Origin of the sequence: Streptomyces sp. NPDC053513 (assembly GCF_044544765.1) — a bacterium.
GTDB lineage: Bacteria > Actinomycetota > Actinomycetes > Streptomycetales > Streptomycetaceae > Streptomyces > Streptomyces litmocidini.
The window spans coordinates 314,686-337,177 of the sequence record NZ_JBITXP010000004.1 but is presented as its reverse complement, the minus strand read 5'-3'; the positions used below and the strand labels follow the sequence as shown (position 1 = coordinate 337,177).

Genomic DNA, 22,492 nt, shown 5'->3' with positions numbered 1-22,492 from the left:
GTTCCAAAGGGGAGCAGGGCCGTACCAGGTAACGGTACGGCCCTGCGACGCCTGTTCGGCGGGTGGTCAGACCAGCTCGTAGCCGGCCTCGTCCACGGCGGCGGCGACGGCCTCGCGGTCGAGGGCGGCGGCGGAGACGACGGTGACCTCGCCGGTCTTGGCGACGGCGGTGACGGAGGAGACGCCGGGGATCGCGGAGATCTCGCTGGAGACCGCGCCCTCGCAGTGGCCGCAGGTCATGCCCTTGACCTGGTAGACGGTGGTGAGTTCGGTCTTCGTCTCTGCGGACATGGCGCTCTCCTCCTGGGGATTCAGGGTCTTACGAGAACGAGACTATACCCCCAGGGGGTATAAATTCCAGTCGGGGACGGCGACGGCGGGCCGGGTGGCCCGGTTCCGGCCGGAGCCCATGGTAAACACCCGATATGTCGCATTCGGGGAGCACGCTCATCCTGATCATGGCGATCGCCGTCCTGGCGCCGCTGTTCGCCTACGCGGTGGGGCGCAGGCTCCCCGTCCCCCTCGTCATCTTCGAGATCCTGCTCGGCATCCTCATCGGCCCCGACGTCCTCGACTGGGCCCGGCCCGACGCGCTGATCGACGGGCTCTCCCAGCTCGGCCTCACCATGCTGATCTTCCTCGCCGGGTACGAGATCGAGTTCGGCAAGGTCCGCGGCGACACCCTCCGGCGCTCCGTGTGGGCCTGGGTGATCGCCCTCGGGCTCGGGCTCGCCACCGGCGTCCTGCTCGGCGGCGGCTACACCAAGGGCGTCTTCATCGGCGTCGCCCTGACCAGCACCGCGCTCGGCACCGTCCTGCCGGTCCTGCGGGACGCCGGGGACCTCCACGGGCGGTTCGGCTCGGTCGTCATGGCCTTCGGAGCGGTCGGCGAGTTCGGCCCGATCATCGCGATGGCGCTGCTGCTCAGCGGGCGGGGCGCCGCCGAGTCCACCGTCCTCCTCGCCGCCTTCGCCGCGCTCACGGCGGCGGCCGTCCTCTGGGCGCTGCGGCCCCGCCCGCCGTGGTTCTCGAAGGTCATCGCCAGGACCCTGCACAGCAGCGGCCAGTTCGCGGTCCGCTTCGTCTTCCTGCTGCTCGCCCTGATGCTCGGGGCGTCGACGGCCCTCGGGCTCGACGTGCTCCTCGGCGCCTTCGCGGCCGGCCTCGTCACCCGGCTCGTGCTGACCGGGGCCGCGCCCGACACCGGGCCGCAGATCCTGGAGAAGGTCGAGGCCGTCGGCTTCGGCTTCCTCGTCCCGGTCTTCTTCGTCGTCACCGGGGTCGAGTTCGACCTCGACTCGCTCCTCGGCGGGGGCGGGACCCTGCTCCTGCTGCCGGTCTTCCTGGTGCTCTTCCTGGTGGTGCGCGGCGGGCCGATCGGGTTCCTCGCCCCGCGCGACCTCGGCCGCGAGGACCGACGCGGTCTCGTCCTGTACGGCTCCACGGCGCTGCCGCTCGTCGTCGCCATCACCACCATCGGCGTGGACGACAAGGAGATGACGGCCGGCGAGGCGGCGGCGCTCGTCGGGGCCGCCATGCTCTCCGTACTCCTCTTCCCGCTGCTCGCGATGAAGCTGCGGGCGCGGTCGGGGCGGGGGAAGGGTCCGGGGGAGGCGGAGCGGCCCTCGGAGTCGGTCAGCGGCTCGGAGACGTGGTGACCGGGGTCTCGACCAGCGGGGAGAGGTAGCGCAGGAGGGCGGTCTTCAGCTCGGCGACCGTCGCGTCCCGCTCGGGGCCCTCGGGTGCGGCCAGGACGAGCCCCAGACCGCCCTTGAAGATCGCGAAGGTCATGCCGGCGATCCGGGCGCGGTCGGCGGCGGAGAGTCCCGGGGCGTAGTGCCCGATCACCTCCTGCACCGAGGCCAGCAGGTTGGCGTGCAGGGCGTCGTGCTCCTCGGCGATCCGGCCGGGCACCTCGGAGCCGTGCATCAGGGCGAGGAAGACCGGGTTCTCGCAGTTGAACGCGATCAGCGGGTCGACGACGACGTCCAGCATCTCGGGCAGCGGCAGGGCGAGGTTCTCCGGGGTGAACGCCTGGCCGTGGGCCTCCCGCATCTCGTTCAGGAGGCGCTCGCCGAGCTCTATGGCGATGGCCTCCTTGTTCGGGAAGTACTGGTAGAGCGTGCCGGGCGAGACGCTCGCCTCCCGGGCGATCGCGTTGGTGCTGGTCGCCGTGTAGCCGGACGCGCAGAAGACCCTCGCGGCGGCCTGGAGCAGCTGCGCGATGCGGCGTTCGCCACGGGCCTGGCGGCGGCGCGGCTTCGGTTCTTCGGACACGTCTCCGGACATGGCTGTCCCCAGCTCTCCTCGGCACGTTTGACAAACGCGAGAGGTCGCTCGCATTCTTGGGAAACGCGAGTGATCACTCGTGTTTGCCAGTCTATGGCAATGGGCGGCCCCTGCGACCTGCCGGGAAGCGCGTGCAGGGGCCACGGTGAAGGGGACACCGCGTCATGTCCGAAGTCAAGAAATCGGCGTCCGGGGGCGGGCGCGGCGGCGGATGGACGCGGTTCGTCACCGCCCGGCCGCGCCTCACCCTCCTGGTGGCCCTCGTGCTCACCGCCCTCGCCGTCCTCGCGGGCGGTGGCGTCGCCGACCGCATGGGCAGCGGCGGCTGGGAGGACCCGGCCGCCGAGTCCACGTACGCCACCAAGGCCCTGGAACGGCAGTTCCCCGGCTCCCAGCCGAACGTGCTCCTCCTCGTGGACGCGGGAGCGGCCGGAGCCACGGGGGCCGGCGGGACCGCCCCCGTCGACACCCCCGCCGTCGTCGCCGAGGCCCGGAGGCTCGCCGAGCGGCTCGACGCCGAACCGGGCGTCGAGGGCGTCGGCTCCTACTGGTCCACCGGCTCGCCCGCCCTCCGCTCCGAGGACGGCCGCCAGGCCGTGATCGCCGCCCGGATACCGGGCGAGGAGAAGGACGCCGCCGCCGTCCTCGACCGGATCGCCCCGACCTACCGGGGCGCCCACGGCCCCGTCGAGGTCTCCCTCGGCGGCGGACTCGCCGTCCGCCACGAGATGCAGACCGTCATCCAGGAGGACCTGCTGCGGGCCGAGCTCATCGCCCTGCCCGTCACCCTCGTCCTGCTCGTCATGGTCTTCGGCAGCGCCGTCGCCGCCCTCCTGCCGCTCGGCGTCGGCATCGTCGCCATCCTCGGCACCAACGCCGTCCTGCGCGGCATCACCGAGTTCACCGACGTCTCCGTCTTCGCGCAGAACCTGACGACCGCCCTCGGGCTCGGACTCGCCATCGACTACGCCCTGTTCGTCGTCCGCCGCTACCGCGAGGAGCTCGCCGCCGGTGCCGACACGTACACCGCCGTCCGCACCACCCTGCGCACGGCCGGGCGGACCGTGCTCTTCTCCGCCCTGACCGTCGCCGTCTCGCTGGCCGCGATGCTGGTCTTCCCGCAGTACTTCCTGCGCTCCTTCGCGTACGCCGGGATCGCCGTCGTCCTGCTCGCCGCCACCGCCGCCCTCACCCTGCTCCCCGCCGCCCTCGTGCTGCTCGGCGACCGGGTCAACGCCCTCGACCTGCGGCGCCTCCTCCGGCGCGGCCGGACGCCGAAGGAGACCGGCGCGGGCCGGGACGCCGGCGACGGCGCGGGCTGGGGGCGGGCCGCCGCCCTGGTGATGCGCCGCGCGCCCGTCTTCGCCGTCGTCACCACCGCCGGGCTCGTCCTGCTCGGACTGCCGTTCCTGGGAGTGAGGTTCGGCACCGCCGACGACCGCCAGCTCCCCGTCACCGCCTCCTCCCGGATCGTCCAGGACGAGCTGCGGGACGGCTTCCCCGGCAACCCGGGCGGCGGCATCACCGTCCTCGCCGAAGGGACCGCGACCCCCGCGCAGTACGCCGACTACCGCGAGCGGATCTCCGCCCTCGACGGCGTCGCCCGCGCCGAGGGACCCGTCACCGAGGGCGGCGGCGCCGCCTACTTCACCGTGGTGCCCGACGGCGAGACCGTCGGCGCCGACGCCCAGCGGGTCGTCGGGGAACTGCGCACGGCCGAGGCGCCGTTCGCCACCTCCGTCACCGGACCGGCCGCCGTCCTCGTCGACTCCAAGGACGCCATAGCCGAGCGGCTGCCCTGGGCGGCCGGGATCATCGTCCTCGTCACCCTGCTCCTCGTCTTCCTGCTCACCGGCAGCGTCGTCGTCCCCGTCCAGGCCGTCCTCCTCAACGCCCTCAGCCTCACGGCGATGTTCGGCGCCGTCGTCTGGGTCTTCCAGGAGGGGCACCTCGCCGGCTTCCTCGGCTTCACCTCCACCGGCGACATCGAGACCACCCTGCCCGTCCTCATGTTCTGCGTGGCCTTCGGACTCTCCATGGACTACGGGGTGTTCCTGCTCTCCCGCATCAAGGAGGAGTACGACGCCACCGGCGACCACGAGCGCTCCGTCCGCTTCGGACTGCGCCACACCGGCGGCCTGATCACCGCCGCCGCCGTGATCCTCGCCGTCGTCATGGTCGCCATCGGCACCTCCCGCGTCACCAACACGAAGATGCTCGGACTCGGCGTCGCCCTCGCCGTCCTCATGGACGCGATGGTGGTCCGCAGCCTCCTCGTCCCCTCCGTGATGAAGCTGACCGGCCGCCTCACCTGGTGGGCGCCGGGGCCGCTGCGCCGCTTCCACGACCGCTTCGGAATCAGCGAGAACGACACGCACAACCCTTCGCGTACCCCGGATGTCATAGAGGTGTCCGAGGAATGGCGGGAAGCCGCCTCCTCACGTCAATGACATGAAAATCAGGGGGATTTCGTGGCACGTATGCGTGCAGGCCTGGTTCTGGCGACGGCCCTCGTCGCCGGCATCGCACCGGTGGCGCTCGGGGGAGCGGCGGCCACGGCCGCGCCGGCGGTGAACCGGGCGGAGGCCGCCGTGGAACCGGGGACGGTGGTGCAGGACGGGGGACCGGCGAAGGTCTGGGCCGGCGAGGAGGGCCCGGGGACCGTCCGTTTCCGCGCCGACGTGCCGGCCGGGGTGACCGGTCCGGTGACGGCGACGCTCGGGTTCGGCAAGCCGGTCTCGACGTGGCCCGGCGGCGGTGTCACGCCGGACCGGCTCGCGGCAGGGCTCCGCACGACCGCCTCGGTGAACGGGTCCGCCCCGGTGCCCGTGGCCTGGTACCCGGCCCGCGCGGACGAGACGGAGCCGATCGTCGTCGACCTTCCCGCCGTCCAGGCAGGCTCCACCCTGGACTACGCCGTGACGCTCGACCTCTCCTCCTCCCACGACTGGCTGGGCTCGTTCTACCTGTCGGTCCAGCTGAAGGACGCCCGGGGGAACGTGGTCTCGCAGGGCAAGGCCGACGTCGACGTCGTCCTCGGCACCCCCGAGGCGGCCCTCCGCGGCGCCGTCCACGCCCGCGACAAGGACGGCGTCCTGTGGCGGTACGAGGCGACCGGCAGGACCGACGGCAGGCTGACGCCGCGCAAGCGCGTCGGCGGCGGCTGGGGCGCGTACACCGCGATCGTCCCCCTCGGCCGCACCACCGCGGACGGCCGGGGCGACCTGGTGGCCCGCGACAAGGACGGCGTCCTCTGGTACTACCAGGGCTCCGGCGACCCGGACGCCCCCTTCAAGCCCCGCGTGCGCGTCGGCGGCGGCTGGAACGTCTACACCGCCCTCGCGACCAACGGGCACGACCTGGTCGCCCGCGACAGGGACGGCGTCCTGTGGAACTACCTCTCCGACTTCCACGGCAAGTTCCAGCCGCGCGTGCGCGTCGGCGGCGGCTGGAACGTCTACACGCGGATCAGCGGATACGCCGGCGGCCTGGTCGCCCGTGACGCGGCCGGCGTCCTGTGGAAGTACAACCCCCGCACCGTCGCGCCGTCGCCGAGCAAGCCGTTCGACGCGCGGGCGAAGGTCGGCGGCGGCTGGAACGTCTACAACGCGCTCGCCGGCACCGAGGACCTCGGCCGCTGGAACCACCTCGACCTCCTCGCCCGCACCACCGGCGGCGACGTCTACGCCTACCAGGGCAAGACGTCCGGCTTCGGGTACGTCCCGACGACCCGCACCAAGGTCGGCTGGAACTGGAACATCTACGACACCGTGATCTGAGCGATCCGACGAAGATTCCGAGGGGATCCATGAGACACACCACCCGAACGTTCCTGGTCGCGGCGAGCGCCCTGCTCGCCGCTCTGGTCCCCCCGGCCGCCGGAGGGGCGACGGCACTCGCCGCGCCCCTCACGGCGCCCGCCTCCATGCCGCCGTCACCGGCGGCCGCCTCCGCGCAGACCCCCGGCACCGTCGTGCAGCGGGGCGGCACGCTCCACGTCCCCTCCGGCGAAGAGGGGCCCGTCACCACCTACTTCGGGGCGGCGCTGCCCAGCGCCACGACCGGCACCGTGAAGGCCCGGCTGCTCCTGTCCAACCTCGACTGGCCGCCCGAGGGCTCCGACGAACACATCCCCTCCGAGCTGTACCACACACGATGGTCCTGCTCCGTGAACGGCGGCGCGTTCGTCGACTGCCCCTACGGGGGCGAGGGCTTCGTCCTGCCGGAGGCCCAGGCCGCTCCCTTCCTCACCTACGCCGTCCGCGTCGACGCCGACTCGGGGGCGGCGAGCAACCCGCTCCTCTTCGGCTCCTTCGACGTCACCGACACGACGGGCCACCGGATCGCCACGGGCGGGGCCGGGTTCGAGTTCGACCTCGGCACCCCCGAGGCCGAGCACCGCACGGTCCTGCACGCCCGGGACCGGAGCGGAGTGCTCTGGCAGTACGAGGGCACGGGCAAGGCGGCGACGCCCCTCAAGCCCCGTCAGCGGGTCGGCGGCGGCTGGGGCGGCTACACCGCGCTCACCCGGCTCGGCGCGCCGACCGCCGACGGCAAGGGCGACCTCGTGGCCCGCGACACCGACGGCGTCCTCTGGTACTACCGGGGCTCCGGCGACCTCTCCGCCCCCTTCTGGCCGCGCGTGCGGGTCGGCGGCGGCTGGAACGCGTACACCTCCCTCACCGGTACCTCCACCGGGCTCCTCGCCCGCGACCGGGACGGCGTCCTGTGGCACTACCGGAGCCTGTACGGCGCTCCCCCCTCCGCGCCCTTCGCCCCGCGCGTCCGCGTCGGCGGCGGGTGGAACGCGTACACCTCCCTCACCGCCCTCGACGGGACCGTCCTGGCCAGGGACACGGGCGGCGTGCTCTGGGCCTACCACCCGAGCGGCTCCCCCGACCCCGCCGTCCCGCTGCGGCCGCGCGTCCGCGTCGGCGGCGGCTGGAACGTCTACACGGCCCTCGCCGGCACCGGCGACCTGGGCTTCCAGACCTCCCGCGACCTGCTGGCCCGCGACCGGGACGGCGTGCTCTGGGCGTACGAGGGCAACTACTTCGGAGTGCCCAGGACGCCCCGGACGGCGGTCGGCCGGGGCTGGAACATCTACGACACCCTCCTCTGACGGAAGTTCGACGGAAGCCCGGGGGAAACGCCATGAGACAACTGCGCAGAGTCCTCGTCACGGCGGGCCTCGCTCTCGCCCTCACCACCACCGCCCCGGCCGGCGGGGCCGCCACGGCCGCCGCCGCGCCCGAGCCCGGCACCCTCGTCCAGGAGGGCGGCGCGCTCACCGTGCCGGCCGGCGAGGAGGGGCCCGTCACCACCCGGCTCACCGTCACCCTGCCGCCCGGCTTCTCCGGGACGATCCCGGGACAGCGCCTCGCCTTCCAGGCCCTCTCCGGGATCCCGGGGGACCGGCCCGGCCCGCGGATCACCTCGACCTGCGCGGTCGACGGCGGGGCCTTCGCGCCCTGCGCCTGGGACTCGCCCGACCCGGAGACGGTCGACGGCGTCTGGCTGCTGTTCGACCTGCCGGCGGCCCACGTGCCGGCCGGCGCCGCCACCGTCACGTACGACATCACCGTGGACGCCGGCTCGGACCTCGCCCCGCTCGGTCACCTCTGCACCGCCGTCGACCTGCGCGACACGGCCGGCACGGTCGTCGCCGAGGGCGAACTGGCCTTCTCCTTCGTGCAGGGGACCCCGGAGGCCCGGCTCCGGAGCTCGCTGCACGCCCGCGACCGGGACGGCGTCCTCTGGCAGTACGACGCCACCGGCCGCGGCGACACCCCGCTGAAGCCGCGCAAACGGGTCGGCGGCGGGTGGAACGCGTACACCGCCCTCACCAAGCTCGACCGCACGACCGCCGCGGGCGGCGGCGACCTCGTGGCCCGCGACCGGGCCGGTGTGCTCTGGTACTACCGGGGGAGCGGCCGGGAGGGCGCCCCCTTCGAGCCGCGCCGGCGGGTCGGCGGCGGCTGGAACGCGTACACGAGCCTCGTCGGACTGCCCGGCGGCGACCTGTTCGCCCGCGACCGCGACGGCGTCCTCTGGCGCTACCCGGGGACCGGCGCGGCCACGCAGCCGTTCGGACGCCGGGTGCGGGTCGGCGGCGGGTGGAACGCGTACCGGAGCATCGTCGCCTTCGGGGACGGCCTGATCGCCCACACCCCGGACGGCCGGCAGTGGCGCTACGAGAAGGCCGACGACTGGGACCCGGCCGTGCCCTTCGAGCCCCGCCGCCGCGTCGGCGGCGGCTGGAACGTCTACACCGCCCTGGCCGGGGCGGGCCGGACCTTCGAAGATCCGTCCTTGGCGGCCCGGACCGGGGACGGCAGGCTCGTGGTCTACGGCGTGGTGCGGTTCGACGGCAAGAGCGAGCCGTACTACCCCCGGCCCGGCGGCTGGGGCTGGAACATCTACGACCTGCTCGTCTGAGTCCGGAGAAGGCCCCGGCGGGGGCCGGGACCTTCTCCGGGGCGGGCGGGGTCAGTCGCGGCGGGCCCGGTTGCCGGGGCGGCTCGCGACCCAGGCGCGGATCGTGTCCGCGTACCAGTAGGGCTTGCCCGACTCCACCCGGTCCGGTGCCGGGAGAAGCCCGTGTTTCCGGTAGGAGCGGACCGTGTCGGGCTGCACCTTGATGTGCGCCGCGATGTCCTTGTACGACCAGAGCCTTCTGTCCGTCATGCCCGGTACCTCCCTGCGCGCCGCGCAGCGGCGGCGGGGGTGCCGTTCGGGGGCGCTGTGCGGCGGGCGGTTGCGATCAAGCGATCAATCAGCCTCTGCCCCGTGCAACGCCCCCTCCCGACCGGAGGAGAGCGGCTGTCGAACGTCTGTGACGCAAAGCCCGCGTAAGGAAGACATATGTGACGGCGGAGGGACCCGTGTGACGGAAGCGGCACACACGCCCATCGGTGTGTCCGCGTGCGTCACACCTGGTCAGAGCGGTATGCGCCGGGCCGGGCGCCGGGTCCGCGTCGTACGGTCCGCCGTCATACGCCGCAGGAGCGGAGGAAGCGCCGGGTCCGCAGCGCGATCGGGTACGGCACGTCCGGCTCGCACGGGTACATGTCCTGCTCGACGATCGCGAACAGGTCCACGTCCAGCGCCGACGCGGCCGCGAGCACCGGTTCGAGCGCGGGCACCCCGGACGGCGGTTCGCACATCACGCCCCGCGCCACCGCCGGCCCGAACGGCACCCCCTCGGCCACCACCCCGGCCAGCACCTCCGGGTCGACCTGCTTGAGGTGGAGGTAGCCGATCCGCTCCCCGTACGTCTCGATCAGCTTGACGCTGTCCCCGCCGGCGTAGGCGTAGTGCCCGGTGTCCAGGCAGAGCGCGACCGCGTCCGGGTCGGTGGCGTCGAGGAACCGCGTCACGCTCTCCTCGCCGTCGATGTGGGTGTCGGCGTGCGGATGGACCACGATCCGCAGCCCGTACCGCTCGCGCACCTCCCGCCCCAGACGCTCCGTCAGCCGGGTCAGGTCCCGCCACTGCCCGCCGGTGAGCACCGGCTCCTCCAGGACCTCGCCGGTCCTGTCGTCCCGCCAGAACGACGGGATGACCACCAGATGGCCCGCGCCCACGGCCTGCGCGAGGGCGGCGTTCTCCGCGACGTGCGCCCAGGTCCGGTCCCAGACGTCCGGGCCGTGGTGCAGCCCGGTGAAGACGGTCCCCGCCGAGACCCGCAGCCCGCGCCGCGCGGTCTCCTCGGCGAGGACGGCCGGATCGGTGGGCAGATAGCCGTACGGACCCAGCTCGATCCACGTGTAGCCGGCGCCCGACACCTCGTCGAGGAACCGCTGCCACGGCACCTGCCGGGGATCGTCGGGGAACCAGACCCCCCACGAGTCGGGGGCCGATCCGATGCGGATCCGGGACGGTGGCGACGGCTGCGGCGACGGCTTCGTCATGCCTGCCACCTTGGGGGCGCCCCGAGAGCACCGTCAAGCGGTACGGTCCGGTCGTCCGAATGTCCGGACATATCGTTGACACGCCTCCCGGCGGACGGTTAGACCTGGATGCGAGCCGACGGCGGCCCGACCGAGAGGTGGCGCGTGGAGACGGAGCCGTACGACCTGATCGCCATGGGACGCCTCGGCGTGGACCTCTACCCGCTCCAGACCGGCGTCGGACTCGACCGGGTCGAGACCTTCCGCAAGTTCCTCGGCGGCTCCGCGGCCAACGTCGCCGTCGCCGCCGCCCGCCTCGGCCGCCGCACCGCGCTCGTCTCCCGCACCGGCGCCGACCCCTTCGGCACCTATCTGCGCCGCGAGCTCAAGGGCTTCGACGTGGACGACCGCTGGGTCACCGAGGTCCCCGAGCACCCCACCCCCGTCACCTTCTGCGCCCTCTTCCCGCCCGACGACTTCCCGCTGTACTTCTACCGCCGCCCCCGCGCCCCCGACCTGGAGATCCGGCCGCACGAGCTGGACCCCGACGCGATCCGCGCCGCCCGCGTCTTCTGGGCGACCGGCACCGGCCTGTGCGCCGAACCCAGCCGCACCGCGACCCTGGAGGCGCTGCGGGCCAGGTCCGGCCGGGGGACGACGGTCCTCGACCTGGACTGGCGGCCGATGTTCTGGACGGACCCGGCGGCGGCCCGCCCGTACTACGCCGAGGCGCTGCGGCACGCGACCGTCGCCGTCGGCAACCTCGACGAGTGCGAGGTCGCCACCGGCGAACGGGAGCCGGAGGCCGCCGCCCGCGCCCTCCTCTCCACCGGCACGGTCCGGCTCGCCGTCGTCAAGCGGGGCCCCGCGGGCGTCCTCGCGCTCGCCGCCGACGGGACCCGCGCCGAGGTGCCGCCGCTGCCGGTCGAGGTCGTCAACGGGCTCGGCGCGGGCGACGCCTTCGGCGGGGCGCTCGTCCACGGGCTGCTCGCCGGCCACGACCTCGGCACGGTCCTGCGCCACGCGAACGCCGCCGGCGCGATCGTCGCGGGCCGCCTCGCCTGCTCCTCCGCGATGCCGACCGAGGACGAGATCGCCGAAGCCCTCGCGGCGGGCACGGGAACGCTCCCGCGAAAGGGGTAGGAAACGGTCATGGAAACGCGCCTCCACCTCCCCGCCGGGACCGCCGCCCACGGCCCGTACGCCGTCGACATCGACCCCGGGCGGGCCGGATGGGCGTACTCCGCGCTGCGGGTCCTCGTCCTCGGACCGGGGGAGATCCACTCCTTCGAGAGCGGGGATTCCGAATGGGCCGTGCTTCCCCTCTCCGGTGCCTGTAGCGTGCGCGTCGACGGCGAGACCATCGAACTCCTGGGCCGCGCGAGCGTGTTCGACGGGGTGAGCGACTTCGCCTACGTGCCCCGCGACGCCCACGCCCAGATCGCCTCCGGCGCGGGAGGCCGCTTCGCTTTGGCAGGAGCGAAGTGCGAGCGACGACTCCCCGCCCGCTACGGCCCCGCGCCGGAGGTTCCCGTCGAGACCCGGGGCAGCGGCAACCGCGCCCGCCGGGTGCGGAACTTCGCCTCGGCGGACGCCTTCGCCTGCGACCGGCTCATCGCCGTCGAGGTCGTCACGCCCGGCGGGAACTGGTCCTCCTACCCGCCGCACAAGCACGACGAGCACCGCCCGGGCACCGAGTCCGTCCTGGAGGAGATCTACTACTACGAGGTCGACGGCCCGGACGGCCTCGCCTACCAGCGGATCTCGCCCTCCCGGCCCGGCGGCGCCGAGCTCCTCGCCGAGGTCCGCGGCGGCGACGCGGTCCTCGTCCCCGACGGCTGGCACGGTCCCTCCATCGCCCAGCCGGGGCACGACCTCTACTACCTCAACGTCATGGCGGGCCCCGGCCCCGAACGGGAGTGGAAGATCCGCTTCCACCCCGACCACACGGAGGGATACGCATGAGGCTCACCGTCGCGCAGGCCCTCGTCCGCTTCCTCGCCGCCCAGTACACCGAGCGCGACGGCGAACGGCACCGGCTGATCGCCGCCACCTGGGGCATCTTCGGCCACGGGAACGTCGCCGGGATCGGCCAGGCACTGGTCGAAGAGGACCACATGCCCTTCCACCAGGGCCGCAACGAACAGGCCATGGTGCACGCCGCCGTCGGCCACGCCCGCCGGACGAACCGGCTCTCCGCACACGCCGTCACCACCTCCATCGGCCCCGGCGCCACCAACCTCGTCACCGGCGCCGCCCTCGCCACCGTCAACCACCTCCCCGTCCTGCTCCTCCCCGGCGACACCTTCGCCACCCGCCCCGCCGACCCCGTCCTCCAGCAGCTCCAACTCCCGTACGCGGGCGACGTCTCCGTCAACGACTGCCTCCGCCCCGTCTCCCGCTACTTCGACCGGGTCACCCGCCCCGAGGCCCTGGTCCCGGCCGCCCTCGCCGCCGTCCGGGTCCTCGCCGACCCCGCAGAGACCGGCGCCGTGACCCTCGCCCTGCCCCAGGACGTCCAGGCGGAGGCGTACGACTGGCCGGAGCAGTTCTTCGCCGAGCGGGTCTGGCGGGTCCGCCGCCCCTCCCCGGACGAGGACGAGCTGGACGCGGCGGCCACGGCGATCGCCCGCGCCGCCCGCCCGCTGATCGTCGCCGGCGGCGGCGTCCGCCACAGCGCGGCCGAGGAGGCGCTCTCCGACCTCGCCGCCCGGACCGGCATCCCCGTCGCCTCCACCCAGGCCGGCAAGGGCTCACTGCCGCACGACCACCCCCAGGACGTCGGCGGCATCGGCCACACCGGCACCGCCGCCGCCGACCACCTGGCCCGCACCGCCGACCTCGTCCTCGGCGTCGGCACCCGCTGGACCGACTTCACCACCGCCTCCGGCACCCTCTTCGGCCACCCCGACGTACGGTTCGTCAACCTCAACATCGCCGCCTTCGACTCCCACAAGATGGCGGCGCTCCCGCTCGTCGCCGACGCCCGCGAGGGCCTCGAACAGCTCCACGCGCTCCTGGAGCAGCACCACGTCACCGAGGACTACGTCCACGAGTACGCCGAGGAGAAGCTCCGCTGGGAGGCCCGCGTCGACGCCGCGTACGCCGTCCCCGACGAGGACGCCCGCCCCACCCAGACCCAGGTCCTCGGCGTACTCGACACTTTGGTCGACGCGAGCGACATTCTGATCAACGCCGCAGGCTCGCTCCCCGGCGACCTCCACAAGCTGTGGCGGACCCGCTCCCCGGAGCAGTACCACGTCGAATACGGCTACTCCTGCATGGGCTACGAGATCCCCGCCGCCGTCGGCGCCCTCCTCGCCGCGCCCGGCCGGCCCGTCTGGGCGCTCGTCGGAGACGGGACGTACCTGATGAATCCCACCGAGATCGTCACCGCCGTGCAGGAACGCCTCCCGCTGAAACTGGTCATCCTCCAGAACCACGGGTACGCCTCCATCGGAGGCCTCTCCGAGGCCGTCGGCGCCGAGCGGTACGGCACCGACTACCGCCTGCGAGCCGACGACGGGAGCTTCACGGGCCCCCCGCTCCCCCTCGACCTCGGAGCCAACGCGGCCTCCCTCGGGATGCGCGTACTGTGCCCCCGCACCATCCGTGACCTGCGGGAAGCCCTCGCGGACGCCCGGGCGGCCACGGATCCCACATGTGTCTACGTCGAGACCGAAACGGCAGACAGTGTGTCGGGCCCGCCTCCGGCCCAGGCGTGGTGGGATGTGCCCGTGGCCGAGATCTCGACCCGCCCGTCGGCGGTCAAGGCCCGCGAGGAGTACGACCGGCACGTCACCGCCCGACGCCGCCATCTCTGAAGGCTCTGAAGGAGTAACTCGTCATGACGAAGAGCGTCCACCACTGGATCGGTGGCAAGACCGTCGAGGGCACGTCGGGCAACTGGGGCCCGGTCACCGACCCGGCCACCGGAGCCGTCACCACGCAGGTCGCCCTCGCCTCGGTGGAGGAGGTCGACGCGGCCGTCGCCGCCGCGAAGGACGCCTTCGCCACCTGGGGCGCCTCCTCGCTCGCCCAGCGCACCACGATCCTCTTCAAGTTCCGCGCGCTGCTCGACGCCAACCGCGACGCGATCGCCGAGCTGATCGTCGCCGAGCACGGCAAGGTCCACTCCGACGCCCTCGGCGAGGTCGCCCGCGGCCTGGAGATCGTCGACCTGGCCTGCGGCATCACCACCCAGCTCAAGGGCGAGCTCTCCACCCAGGTGTCGAACCGCGTGGACGTGGCGTCCATCCGCCAGCCCGTCGGCGTCGTCGCCGGCATCACGCCCTTCAACTTCCCGGCCATGGTCCCGATGTGGATGTTCCCGATCGCCATCGCGACCGGCAACACCTTCATCCTCAAGCCCAGCGAGAAGGACCCCTCGCCGTCCCTGAAGCTCGCCGAGCTGCTCGCCGAGGCGGGCCTGCCGGACGGCGTCTTCAACGTCGTCCACGGCGACAAGGTGGCCGTCGACCGCCTCCTGGAGCACCCGGACGTCTCCGCGATCTCCTTCGTCGGCTCGACCCCGATCGCCCGCTACATCCACACCACCGCCTCCGCCAACGGCAAGCGCGTCCAGGCGCTCGGCGGCGCCAAGAACCACATGCTGGTCCTCCCCGACGCCGACCTCGACGCCGCCGCCGACGCGGCCGTCTCCGCGGCCTACGGCTCCGCCGGCGAGCGCTGCATGGCGATCTCCGCGGTCGTCGCCGTCGGCTCCATCGGCGACGAGCTCGTCGAGAAGATCCGCGAGCGCGCCGAGAAGATCAAGATCGGCCCCGGCACCGACCCCACCTCCGAGATGGGCCCGCTCATCACGGCCGTCCACCGCGACAAGGTCGCCTCGTACGTGAAGGGCGCGGCGGACGAGGGCTGCGAGGTCGTCCTCGACGGCACCGGCTACACCGTCGAGGGCCACGAGAACGGCCACTGGATCGGCCTCTCCCTCCTGGACCACGTGCCGACCACGGCCAAGGCCTACCAGGACGAGATCTTCGGCCCGGTCCTGTGCGTGCTGCGCGCCGAGACGTACGAGGAGGGCCTCGCCCTCATCAACGCCTCGCCGTTCGGCAACGGCACCGCGATCTTCACCCGCGACGGCGGCGCCGCCCGCCGCTTCCAGCTGGAGGTCCAGGCCGGCATGGTCGGCGTGAACGTGCCGATCCCGGTGCCGGTGGGCTACCACTCCTTCGGCGGCTGGAAGGACTCGCTCTTCGGCGACCACCACATCTACGGCAACGACGGCGTGCACTTCTACACCCGCGGCAAGGTCGTCACCACCCGCTGGCCGGACCCGTCCGAGGCCCCCGCGGGCGTCGACCTGGGCTTCCCCCGCAACCACTGATCCACGGACGACCGACGGTCCCCGGGGTGCCGGACAGCACGCCCCGGGGGCCGTTCCCGTGTCCGCGTACAGCGGGCGCGGTACGCGGACACGGCCGCGTACGACCTGAGAAGGCCGCCGATCTCCCTCCGTGGACAGCCGTGTTCCGCGGCGGTGGCGCCTAGGCTCGACGCCATGCGACTCCGACTTCCCCGGTGGGCCGCGGTCACCGCCGTCCTCGCCGTCCTCGCCGGCGCCGGCACCTGGACCGCCGTCGCCACGGACGAGGCGCCTCCCGTGCGGCGCGCGGACCGGACCCTCGACATCGACGGGGTGCGCATCGACACCTCGTACTTCACCGACGGTTCCACCGGCCGGCGCCCCGCCGTCCTCCTCGGCCACGGCTTCGGCGGCTCCAAGGACGACGTCCGCGCCCAGGCCGAGGGCCTCGCCCGCGACGGCTACGCCGTGCTCACCTGGTCCGCCCGCGGCTTCGGCGCCTCCACCGGCGAGATCGGCCTCAACGACCCCGGCCACGAGGTCGCGGACGTCCGGAAGCTGATCGACTGGCTCGCGGCCCGTCCCGAGGTCCTCCTCGACAAGCCGGGCGACCCGCGCGTCGGCGTCACCGGCGCCTCCTACGGCGGCGCGATCTCCCTGCTCGCCGCCGGCCACGACCCGCGCGTCGACGCGATCGCCCCCCAGATCACCTACTGGAACCTCGCCGACGCCCTCTTCCCGAACGGCGTCTTCAAGAAGCTGTGGGCCGGGATCTTCTTCTCCACGGGCGAGTCGCCCGAGGCCGGCCGACCCACCGGCCAGGACGCCGGCCGGGCCACCGGGGACCGGCCGGCGGGACGCCCCGGAGCCGCTCCGGCCGGCTCCTGCGGCCGGTTCACCGCCGAACTCTGCTCCCTCTACCAGCGCGTCGCCGTCTCCGGGAAGCCCGACCCCGCGGCCCGCGCCCTCCTCGAAGCCCGCAGCCCCTCGGCCGTCGGCTCCCGGATCAAGGTCCCCGCGCTCCTCGTCCAGGGCCAGTCCGACTCGCTCTTCACCCTCGCCCAGTCCGACGCCACGGCCCGCGCCCTCACGGCCAACGGCGCCCCCGTCGCCGTCGACTGGATCGCCGGCGGCCACGACGGCGGCGACCGCGAGACCGAGCGCGTCGAGCACCGGATCACCACCTGGTTCGACCGCTGGCTGAAGCGCGACGCCTCCGTCGACACCGGCCCCGCCTTCCGCGTCAGCCGCACCGGCGGCGTCGACTCCACCGACGGGCAGGCCACCCTCCGCGCCGCGACCGCCGACCGCTACCCGGGCCTCACCGCCGGCACCACGCGCCTCGCCCTCGGCGGACCGCCGCAGACCTTCACCAACCCGCCGGGCGCCGCACCGCCCGCCGTGTCGGCCGTCCCCGGCCTCGGCGGCGGACTCTCCGGACTCTCCTCCCTCGGCGTCGGCCTCTCCCTCGACTTCCCCGGCCAGCACGCCCGCTTCGACGCCGCGCCGCAGACCGCGCCCCTGCGGATCACCGGCACGCCGACCGTCCGCGTCAAGGTCACCTCCACCGCCGCCGACGGCTCCGCCGTCCTCTTCGCCAAGGCGTACGACGTGGGGCCCGACGGACGGCAGCAGGTGCTGCCCGCCCAGCTCGTCACCCCCGTCCGCGTCGACGGCGCCAAGGCCGGGAAGAGCCTCACGCTGACCCTGCCCGCGATCGACCACGAGGTGGAGGCCGGGCACCGGCTGCGGCTCGTCGTCGCCGCCACCGACCTCGGCTACGCCTCCCCGGCCGTCCCAGCCGGCTACACCGTCGCCGTCGAGGGCCCGCTCACCGTCCCCACCGCGCCCGGTCTCGCCACCCAGGCCGCCGCCCTGCCCCGGTGGGTGTGGGGCCTGCCGCTCCTCGGCCTCGCCGGCGCCGCCGCCCTCCTGCTCACCGCCCGCCGCAAGGCGGCCGCCCCCGCACCCGATCCGGAACTCGCCGCCGTGCCCCTCCAGATCACCGGCCTGTCGAAGAAGTACAAGGGCGGGGATCGGTACAGCGTCCGGGACCTGTCCTTCCGCGTCGAGCAGGGCCAGGTCCTCGGCCTCCTCGGGCCGAACGGCGCCGGAAAGACCACCACCCTGCGCATGCTGATGGGCCTCACCACCCCCGACGAGGGCGAGATCCGGGTCTTCGGCCAGGCCATCAGGCCGGGCGCCCCGGTCCTCTCCCGCGTCGGCGCCTTCGTCGAGGGCGCGGGCTTCCTGCCGCACCTGTCGGGCCGGGAGAACCTGGACCTGTACTGGAAGGCCACCGGCCGCCCCGCCGAGGACGCCCACGTCGACGAGGCCCTGCGGATCGCGAACCTGGGCGGCGCCCTCGAACGCGCCGTCCGCACCTACTCGCAGGGCATGCGCCAGCGCCTCGCCCTCGCCCAGGCCATGCTCGGCCTGCCCGACCTGCTCATCCTCGACGAACCGACCAACGGGCTCGACCCGCCGCAGATCCGCGAGATGCGCGAGGTGATGATCCGGTACGCGGCCGGGGGCCGTACCGTCATCGTCTCCAGCCACCTCCTCGCCGAGGTCGAGCAGTCCTGCACCCATCTGGTCGTCATGGACCGGGGCCGACTGGTGCAGGCCGGACCGGTCGCCGAGATCACCGGCTCCGGCGACACCCTCCTCGTGAGCCTGGCCGAGGAGATCGACGACGCCCTCGTCGCGAAGATCGACGCCCTCACCGGCATCGGCGCGGCGACCCGCACCGACGGAGGGCTCCTGGTCCGCCTCGACGGCACCGACCCGACCGCCCTCATCGGCGAACTCGTCCGCCTGGACGTGCCGCTGACCGGCGTCGGCCCCCACCGGCGTCTGGAAGACGCGTTCCTGACCCTGATCGGAGGAGCCGCGTGACCGCCCCGGCCACCCCGCCCGCCCCGGCCGCTCCGGCCACCCCGCCCGGCTCGTCCGCCTCGTCGACGAGCGCCCCCGGCTACCGGCCCGGGCGCACCCTGCCCCTGCGCGTCGAGGCCCTCCGCCAGTGGAAGCGCCGCCGCACCCTGGTCATGGGCGGCGTCCTCGTCGCCCTGCCGTTCGTGCTGATCGCGGCCTTCGCGATCGGCGGCTCCGGGGGTGGCGGCCGCGACGACCGCATCACCCTGATGGACACGGCGACGGCCTCCGGCGCCAACTTCGCCGCGACCTGCCTCTTCGTCTCCGCCGGTTTCCTCCTCGTCATTCCGGTGGCCCTGTTCTGCGGGGACACGGTCGCCTCCGAGGCGAGCTGGTCCTCCCTGCGGTACCTGCTCGCCGCGCCCGTCCCGCGCTCCCGGCTCCTCGCCTCCAAGCTGACGGTCGCCCTCGGCTACAGCGCGGCCGCGATGGTCCTCCTCCCGCTCGTGGCTCTGGTCGCGGGCACGGTCGCCTACGGCTGGGGGCCGCTCCGGCTGCCCACCGGCGGCTCGGTCCCCGCCGGGGATGCCCTGCTGCGGATCGGTATCGCCGTCGTCTTCGTCTTCGCCTCCCAACTGGTCACCGCCGGCCTCGCCTTCTGGCTGTCCACCCGCACGGACGCCCCGCTCGGCGCGGTGGGCGGCGCCGTCGGCCTGACCATCGTCGGCAACGTCCTGGACGCCGTCACCGCGCTCGGCGACTGGCGCGACTACCTGCCCGCGCACTGGCAGTTCGCCTGGATCGACGCGCTCCAGCCCCAGCTGGAGTGGGGCGGCATGGTGAAGGGCACGGCGATCTCCGTGACGTACGCCCTGGTCCTCTTCGCACTCGCCTTCCGCGGCTTCGCCCGCAAGGACATCGTCTCCTAGCGCCTACACCCACCCCCTTCGAGCCGCTTCCGCGCCCGCCCGGAAGCGGCTCGTCGTGCCGAGGGCGGCCATCAGCTCGCCCACCCTGCGGCTGTACGTCCGCGCGGACATGCCGAGCCGGGCGGCCGCCGTCTCGTCCGTGACCCCCGACAGGAGGGCGTCGAGCACCGGGCGCAACTGGGCGGGCGGTTCGCACGGCGGCGGTGGCGAGGGCGGTGGGGGTGCCGCCGCGCAGCTCAGCTCCTCGGCCGCCGCCCAGGAGGCGTGGTGCGTCCGGACGAGGGTCTGCACCACGACCGGGTCCCGGATCAGCAGCAGCCCGTTGTACAGCAGCTCCAGGTCGAGCGGGACCGCGGCCACCGTCCGGTCGACGACGATCATCTTGAACGGGATGGCCTCCGCCAGGCGGGCCCGGCCGGGGAACCGGAGCCCTCCTTCGAGCCGGGGCAGGGCGTGCCTCGGGACGATCCGTCTGACCTCCTCGGCCCGCTCCACCGCGGCCCGCATGCACGCTCCCGCCAGCTCCAGGAACGGCTCGGGGATCGCGAAGCCCGCGGACGCGACCGGGTCGTCGAAGGTCAGCAGCTCGTGCCGGGTGGAGGCGGCCAGCCCGGCGAGTGCGGCACTGATCCGCCGCGCACCCCGGACCGGCCGCCCGGCGGGCCGCTGTCCCTCGGTCACGGCCCGGTTCATCGCCGAACGGGCGAGCATCACGGAGCCCGCGCTCTCTGCCACCGCTGACCACCCCCGCCCGATCGATGTCCACTCCATGTACGCATGTGACTGCACACGGTGACAACCCCTGTTGAAAAGGATGGCGAATCCATGCCACGCCGCTTCACCCGCGTCGCCGTTGCCGCATCGAGATCCATCCGCAACTCCTTCGACGGCTCCGCGCGGGCCTCCCGTTCGTCACATTCACAAGTGCCGGACGACGAGGGGGAGATGAGATGGAACACCGGAACGGACGACAGGGCGAACACCAGAACGGACGACAGGACGAACACCGGAACGGACGACAGGGCGAACGGCAGCGCGAGGACAGGGGGCCGCGCCGCGGGACCCGGTTCCCCGCCGTGGTCGCGGCCCTGCTCGCGGCCGGACTCGCCGTCGGCGGCTGCAGCGCGGGCGGCACCGACAGGACCGGCGCCCGGGACCTCAAGGAAGGCGGCACGGTCCCCGACGGCGGGCGCGCCGGGACCGCCGCGCCCCGGGAGGGCGAGCAGCGCTCCCCGACGCCCGCCCCCGACTACCTGTCCACCTTCGCCCTGGACGTGGACACCGCCTCGTACGGCTACGCCCGCCGCACCCTCGCCGAGGGGCGGCTGCCCGACCCCGCGACCGTGCGCCCCGAGGAGTTCGTCAACAGCTTCCGGCCCGACTACCCGCGCCCGAAGGACAACGGCTTCAGCGTGACCCTCGACGGGGCCCGCACCGGCGCCGACGGCTGGTCCCTGCTCCGGGTCGGCCTCGCCACCCGGGGCGCGGACCGGAACGCCGAACGCCCGCCCGCCGCCCTCACCTTCGTCGTCGACGTCTCCGGCTCGATGGACGAGCCGGGCCGGCTCGACCTGGTCAAGGAGTCCCTCGGGCTGCTCGCCGACCAGCTGCGCGACGACGACTCGATCGCGCTCGTCACCTTCAGCGACGAGGCCGAGACCCGGCTGCCCATGACCCGCGTCGGAGGCGCCCGCGACCGGATCCACGAGGTCGTCGGCTCGCTCGCGACGAGCTCCTCCACCAATGTGGGGGCGGGCGTCCGCACCGGCTACGACGTCGCCGTCGAGGGCCACCGCAAGGGCGCCACCAACCGGGTGGTGCTGCTCTCCGACGCGCTCGCCAACACCGGTGACACCGAGGCCGATCCGATCCTCGCGCGCATCGAGGAGGAGCGCCGGGAGTACGGCATCACGCTCTTCGGCGTCGGCGTCGGCAGCGAGTACGGCGACGCGTTCATGGAACGGCTCGCCGACAAGGGCGACGGGCAGACCACGTACGTCTCCACCCCGGCGCAGGCCCGGAAGGTCTTCGTCGACCAACTGCCCTCCCATGTCGAGCTGCGCGCCCGGGACGCCAAGGCGCAGGTCACCTTCGACCGGCGGACCGTCGAGAGGTTCCGGCTCATCGGGTACGAGAACAGGGCGGTCGCCGACGACGACTTCCGGAACGACCGGGTGGACGGCGGCGAGATCGGGGCCGGTCACACGGTCACCGCGCTCTACGCGGTCAAGACCCGCCCCGGGGCCACGGGTCCCCTCGCCACCGCGACGGTCCGCTGGCTCGACCCGGCGACCCGGGCCCCGCACGAGCGGTCCGGCACCCTCGGGGCGACCGCGCTGACCGGGGACGTCTGGGGCGACGGCCACGACAGCCTGCAACTGACGGCGATCGCCGCGTACTTCGCGGACGCCCTGCGCCGCGGCGACCTGCCGGGCGCCCCCGGCCTCCCGGCCCTCGCGAAGCACGCCGGGGCGATCGCCGACCGGTCCGGTTCGGCGGTGGTCACCGAACTGGCCGACGCCATCCGGAAGGCCTCCGGCCTGCTCGGTCCCGGTCAGGAAGAAGGCCCTTCGCGGGAAGGCGAGTTGAAGTCCGGGGACCCCTACAGCTGACGTGCGCGGCGGGCGGCGGGACAGAATGGCCGCATGGCCACCCTGCTGCTCGCCCTCGCCGTCGGAAGCACCGGGCTCTACGCCGGTTTCCTGCTGATCTTCCAGACCGGGATCATGCCCGCGCTCGGCCGTCTGACGGACCCGGAGTTCGTCACGGCGATGCGCCGGATCAACGAGTACGTGCCGAGGGCCGTGTTCCTCACGGTCTTCCTCGGCGTGGTCGCCTTCCCCGCCGCCGCGTTCCTCGTCCCCGCCGACGGCCGGACGGACGCGCAGAAGTGGCTGGTCCTCGCGGGGCTCGTGGCCGCGGTCCTCAACCACGCGGTGACCATCGGCGGGAACGTCCCGCTCAACACGGCCCTCGCGGCGTCGGAGAGGGCCCCGGCGGCCGATCCGGCGGGCGATCCGTCCGCGGTCCGGGCCGCCTTCGAGAAGCGCTGGAACGGTTTCCACCGCGTCCGCACGGCCCTGATCACCCTCGCCTTCGGACTGCTCACCGCCGCCGCGGTGCTCTAGACGAGCCGCGGAGCCCCCGGCAAACCGTACCCGCGTGCCGGTTTCTGG

Annotated in this window: 18 protein-coding genes; 13 read left to right on the top strand and 5 right to left on the bottom strand. The window is 73.7% G+C overall.

Annotation, left to right across the window (positions count from 1 at the left end; all coding sequences use genetic code 11):
* Nucleotides 1–66 precede the first annotated feature (66 nt).
* Nucleotides 67–291, bottom strand: coding sequence for a heavy-metal-associated domain-containing protein (locus ACIGW4_RS09350; RefSeq protein ID WP_190156744.1), 225 nt, complete (start codon nt 289–291; stop codon nt 67–69).
* A 134-nt stretch (nt 292–425) separates the two neighbouring features.
* Between ACIGW4_RS09350 and ACIGW4_RS09345 the strand changes: the two genes are divergently transcribed.
* Nucleotides 426–1,658 carry a cation:proton antiporter gene (locus ACIGW4_RS09345; RefSeq protein ID WP_399579472.1) on the top strand — a complete coding sequence of 411 codons (1,233 nt, stop codon included), beginning with the start codon at nt 426–428 and terminating at the stop codon, nt 1,656–1,658.
* Here the strand turns inward: ACIGW4_RS09345 and ACIGW4_RS09340 are convergent.
* On the bottom strand, nt 1,636–2,289 hold the full coding sequence (locus tag ACIGW4_RS09340) for a TetR/AcrR family transcriptional regulator (RefSeq protein ID WP_123452519.1): 654 nt from the start codon (nt 2,287–2,289) through the stop codon (nt 1,636–1,638). The genes ACIGW4_RS09345 and ACIGW4_RS09340 overlap by 23 nt on opposite strands.
* 164 nt (nt 2,290–2,453) lie before the next feature.
* On the opposite strand from ACIGW4_RS09340, the gene ACIGW4_RS09335 reads away from it, so the two are divergent.
* The 4 genes from ACIGW4_RS09335 to ACIGW4_RS09320 are packed head-to-tail and all read left to right on the top strand — an operon-like array spanning nt 2,454 to nt 8,727.
* Complete coding sequence (locus tag ACIGW4_RS09335) at nt 2,454–4,739, top strand: MMPL family transporter (protein WP_399579470.1); 2,286 nt, start codon at nt 2,454–2,456, stop codon at nt 4,737–4,739.
* Between the two features lie 30 nt (nt 4,740–4,769).
* Complete coding sequence (locus ACIGW4_RS09330) at nt 4,770–6,068, top strand: hypothetical protein (RefSeq protein WP_399579469.1); 1,299 nt, start codon at nt 4,770–4,772, stop codon at nt 6,066–6,068.
* Nucleotides 6,069–6,097: 29 nt separating this feature from the next.
* Nucleotides 6,098–7,411, top strand: a complete 1,314-nt coding sequence (locus ACIGW4_RS09325; RefSeq protein ID WP_399579467.1) for a hypothetical protein — start codon at nt 6,098–6,100, stop codon at nt 7,409–7,411.
* Nucleotides 7,412–7,443: 32 nt separating this feature from the next.
* Entirely contained in the window at nt 7,444–8,727 is a 1,284-nt protein-coding gene (locus ACIGW4_RS09320; RefSeq protein ID WP_399579464.1) for a tachylectin-related carbohydrate-binding protein, read from the top strand.
* 51 nt (nt 8,728–8,778) lie between these two features.
* On the opposite strand, the gene ACIGW4_RS09315 is transcribed toward ACIGW4_RS09320, so the two are convergent.
* The gene (locus ACIGW4_RS09315; protein ID WP_123452509.1) at nt 8,779–8,976 is read right to left on the bottom strand and encodes an AlpA family transcriptional regulator; all 198 of its coding nucleotides are present in this window, start codon (nt 8,974–8,976) and stop codon (nt 8,779–8,781) included.
* A gap of 305 nt (nt 8,977–9,281) precedes the next feature.
* Nucleotides 9,282–10,202 carry a sugar phosphate isomerase/epimerase gene (locus ACIGW4_RS09310; RefSeq protein ID WP_123452507.1) on the bottom strand — a complete coding sequence of 307 codons (921 nt, stop codon included), beginning with the start codon at nt 10,200–10,202 and terminating at the stop codon, nt 9,282–9,284.
* 174 nt (nt 10,203–10,376) lie between these two features.
* Between ACIGW4_RS09310 and iolC the strand changes: the two genes are divergently transcribed.
* The 6 genes from iolC (at nt 10,377) to ACIGW4_RS09280 (ending at nt 19,316) form a co-directional block, all read left to right on the top strand.
* Nucleotides 10,377–11,324 carry a 5-dehydro-2-deoxygluconokinase gene (gene iolC, locus ACIGW4_RS09305; RefSeq protein ID WP_399172347.1) on the top strand — a complete coding sequence of 316 codons (948 nt, stop codon included), beginning with the start codon at nt 10,377–10,379 and terminating at the stop codon, nt 11,322–11,324.
* A gap of 9 nt (nt 11,325–11,333) precedes the next feature.
* Complete coding sequence (iolB, locus tag ACIGW4_RS09300) at nt 11,334–12,146, top strand: 5-deoxy-glucuronate isomerase (RefSeq protein WP_123452503.1); 813 nt, start codon at nt 11,334–11,336, stop codon at nt 12,144–12,146.
* Entirely contained in the window at nt 12,143–14,005 is a 1,863-nt protein-coding gene (gene iolD, locus ACIGW4_RS09295) for a 3D-(3,5/4)-trihydroxycyclohexane-1,2-dione acylhydrolase (decyclizing) (RefSeq protein WP_399579460.1), read from the top strand. The genes iolB and iolD overlap by 4 nt, the downstream gene beginning before the upstream one ends.
* 23 nt (nt 14,006–14,028) lie before the next feature.
* The gene (mmsA, locus tag ACIGW4_RS09290) at nt 14,029–15,531 is read left to right on the top strand and encodes a CoA-acylating methylmalonate-semialdehyde dehydrogenase (protein WP_399579459.1); all 1,503 of its coding nucleotides are present in this window, start codon (nt 14,029–14,031) and stop codon (nt 15,529–15,531) included.
* Between the two features lie 174 nt (nt 15,532–15,705).
* Complete coding sequence (locus tag ACIGW4_RS09285; RefSeq protein WP_359587506.1) at nt 15,706–18,408, top strand: alpha/beta fold hydrolase; 2,703 nt, start codon at nt 15,706–15,708, stop codon at nt 18,406–18,408.
* Nucleotides 18,405–19,316 (top strand): ABC transporter permease, encoded by a 912-nt coding sequence (locus ACIGW4_RS09280; RefSeq protein ID WP_399579457.1) that lies wholly within the window; start codon nt 18,405–18,407, stop codon nt 19,314–19,316. The genes ACIGW4_RS09285 and ACIGW4_RS09280 overlap by 4 nt, the downstream gene beginning before the upstream one ends.
* Before the next feature lie 3 nt (nt 19,317–19,319).
* Here the strand turns inward: ACIGW4_RS09280 and ACIGW4_RS09275 are convergent, their stop codons facing one another.
* Nucleotides 19,320–20,051, bottom strand: a complete 732-nt coding sequence (locus ACIGW4_RS09275; protein WP_123452493.1) for a DNA-binding response regulator — start codon at nt 20,049–20,051, stop codon at nt 19,320–19,322.
* Nucleotides 20,052–20,266: 215 nt separating this feature from the next.
* Here ACIGW4_RS09275 and ACIGW4_RS09270 point away from each other — a divergent pair, with 215 nt between their 5' ends.
* Entirely contained in the window at nt 20,267–21,928 is a 1,662-nt protein-coding gene (locus tag ACIGW4_RS09270; RefSeq protein WP_399579454.1) for a von Willebrand factor type A domain-containing protein, read from the top strand.
* Nucleotides 21,929–21,961: 33 nt separating this feature from the next.
* Complete coding sequence (locus ACIGW4_RS09265; RefSeq protein WP_399579451.1) at nt 21,962–22,444, top strand: DUF1772 domain-containing protein; 483 nt, start codon at nt 21,962–21,964, stop codon at nt 22,442–22,444.
* Nucleotides 22,445–22,492 lie beyond the last annotated feature (48 nt).

What these genes read in the sequence shown, in the direction of transcription:
- ACIGW4_RS09310 (WP_123452507.1), bottom strand. Translation starts at nt 10,202, where the DNA reads ATGACGAAGCCGTCGCCGCAGCCGTCGCCACCGTCCCGGATCCGCATC.
- ACIGW4_RS09270 (WP_399579454.1), top strand. Translation starts at nt 20,267, where the DNA reads ATGGAACACCGGAACGGACGACAGGGCGAACACCAGAACGGACGACAG.
- ACIGW4_RS09345 (WP_399579472.1), top strand. Translation starts at nt 426, where the DNA reads ATGTCGCATTCGGGGAGCACGCTCATCCTGATCATGGCGATCGCCGTC.
- ACIGW4_RS09285 (WP_359587506.1), top strand. Translation starts at nt 15,706, where the DNA reads ATGCGACTCCGACTTCCCCGGTGGGCCGCGGTCACCGCCGTCCTCGCC.
- ACIGW4_RS09350 (WP_190156744.1), bottom strand. Translation starts at nt 291, where the DNA reads ATGTCCGCAGAGACGAAGACCGAACTCACCACCGTCTACCAGGTCAAG.
- ACIGW4_RS09265 (WP_399579451.1), top strand. Translation starts at nt 21,962, where the DNA reads ATGGCCACCCTGCTGCTCGCCCTCGCCGTCGGAAGCACCGGGCTCTAC.
- ACIGW4_RS09320 (WP_399579464.1), top strand. Translation starts at nt 7,444, where the DNA reads ATGAGACAACTGCGCAGAGTCCTCGTCACGGCGGGCCTCGCTCTCGCC.
- ACIGW4_RS09325 (WP_399579467.1), top strand. Translation starts at nt 6,098, where the DNA reads ATGAGACACACCACCCGAACGTTCCTGGTCGCGGCGAGCGCCCTGCTC.
- iolC (WP_399172347.1), top strand. Translation starts at nt 10,377, where the DNA reads ATGGGACGCCTCGGCGTGGACCTCTACCCGCTCCAGACCGGCGTCGGA.
- mmsA (WP_399579459.1), top strand. Translation starts at nt 14,029, where the DNA reads ATGACGAAGAGCGTCCACCACTGGATCGGTGGCAAGACCGTCGAGGGC.
- ACIGW4_RS09335 (WP_399579470.1), top strand. Translation starts at nt 2,454, where the DNA reads ATGTCCGAAGTCAAGAAATCGGCGTCCGGGGGCGGGCGCGGCGGCGGA.
- ACIGW4_RS09315 (WP_123452509.1), bottom strand. Translation starts at nt 8,976, where the DNA reads ATGACGGACAGAAGGCTCTGGTCGTACAAGGACATCGCGGCGCACATC.
- ACIGW4_RS09330 (WP_399579469.1), top strand. Translation starts at nt 4,770, where the DNA reads ATGCGTGCAGGCCTGGTTCTGGCGACGGCCCTCGTCGCCGGCATCGCA.
- iolD (WP_399579460.1), top strand. Translation starts at nt 12,143, where the DNA reads ATGAGGCTCACCGTCGCGCAGGCCCTCGTCCGCTTCCTCGCCGCCCAG.
- iolB (WP_123452503.1), top strand. Translation starts at nt 11,334, where the DNA reads ATGGAAACGCGCCTCCACCTCCCCGCCGGGACCGCCGCCCACGGCCCG.
- ACIGW4_RS09340 (WP_123452519.1), bottom strand. Translation starts at nt 2,289, where the DNA reads ATGTCCGGAGACGTGTCCGAAGAACCGAAGCCGCGCCGCCGCCAGGCC.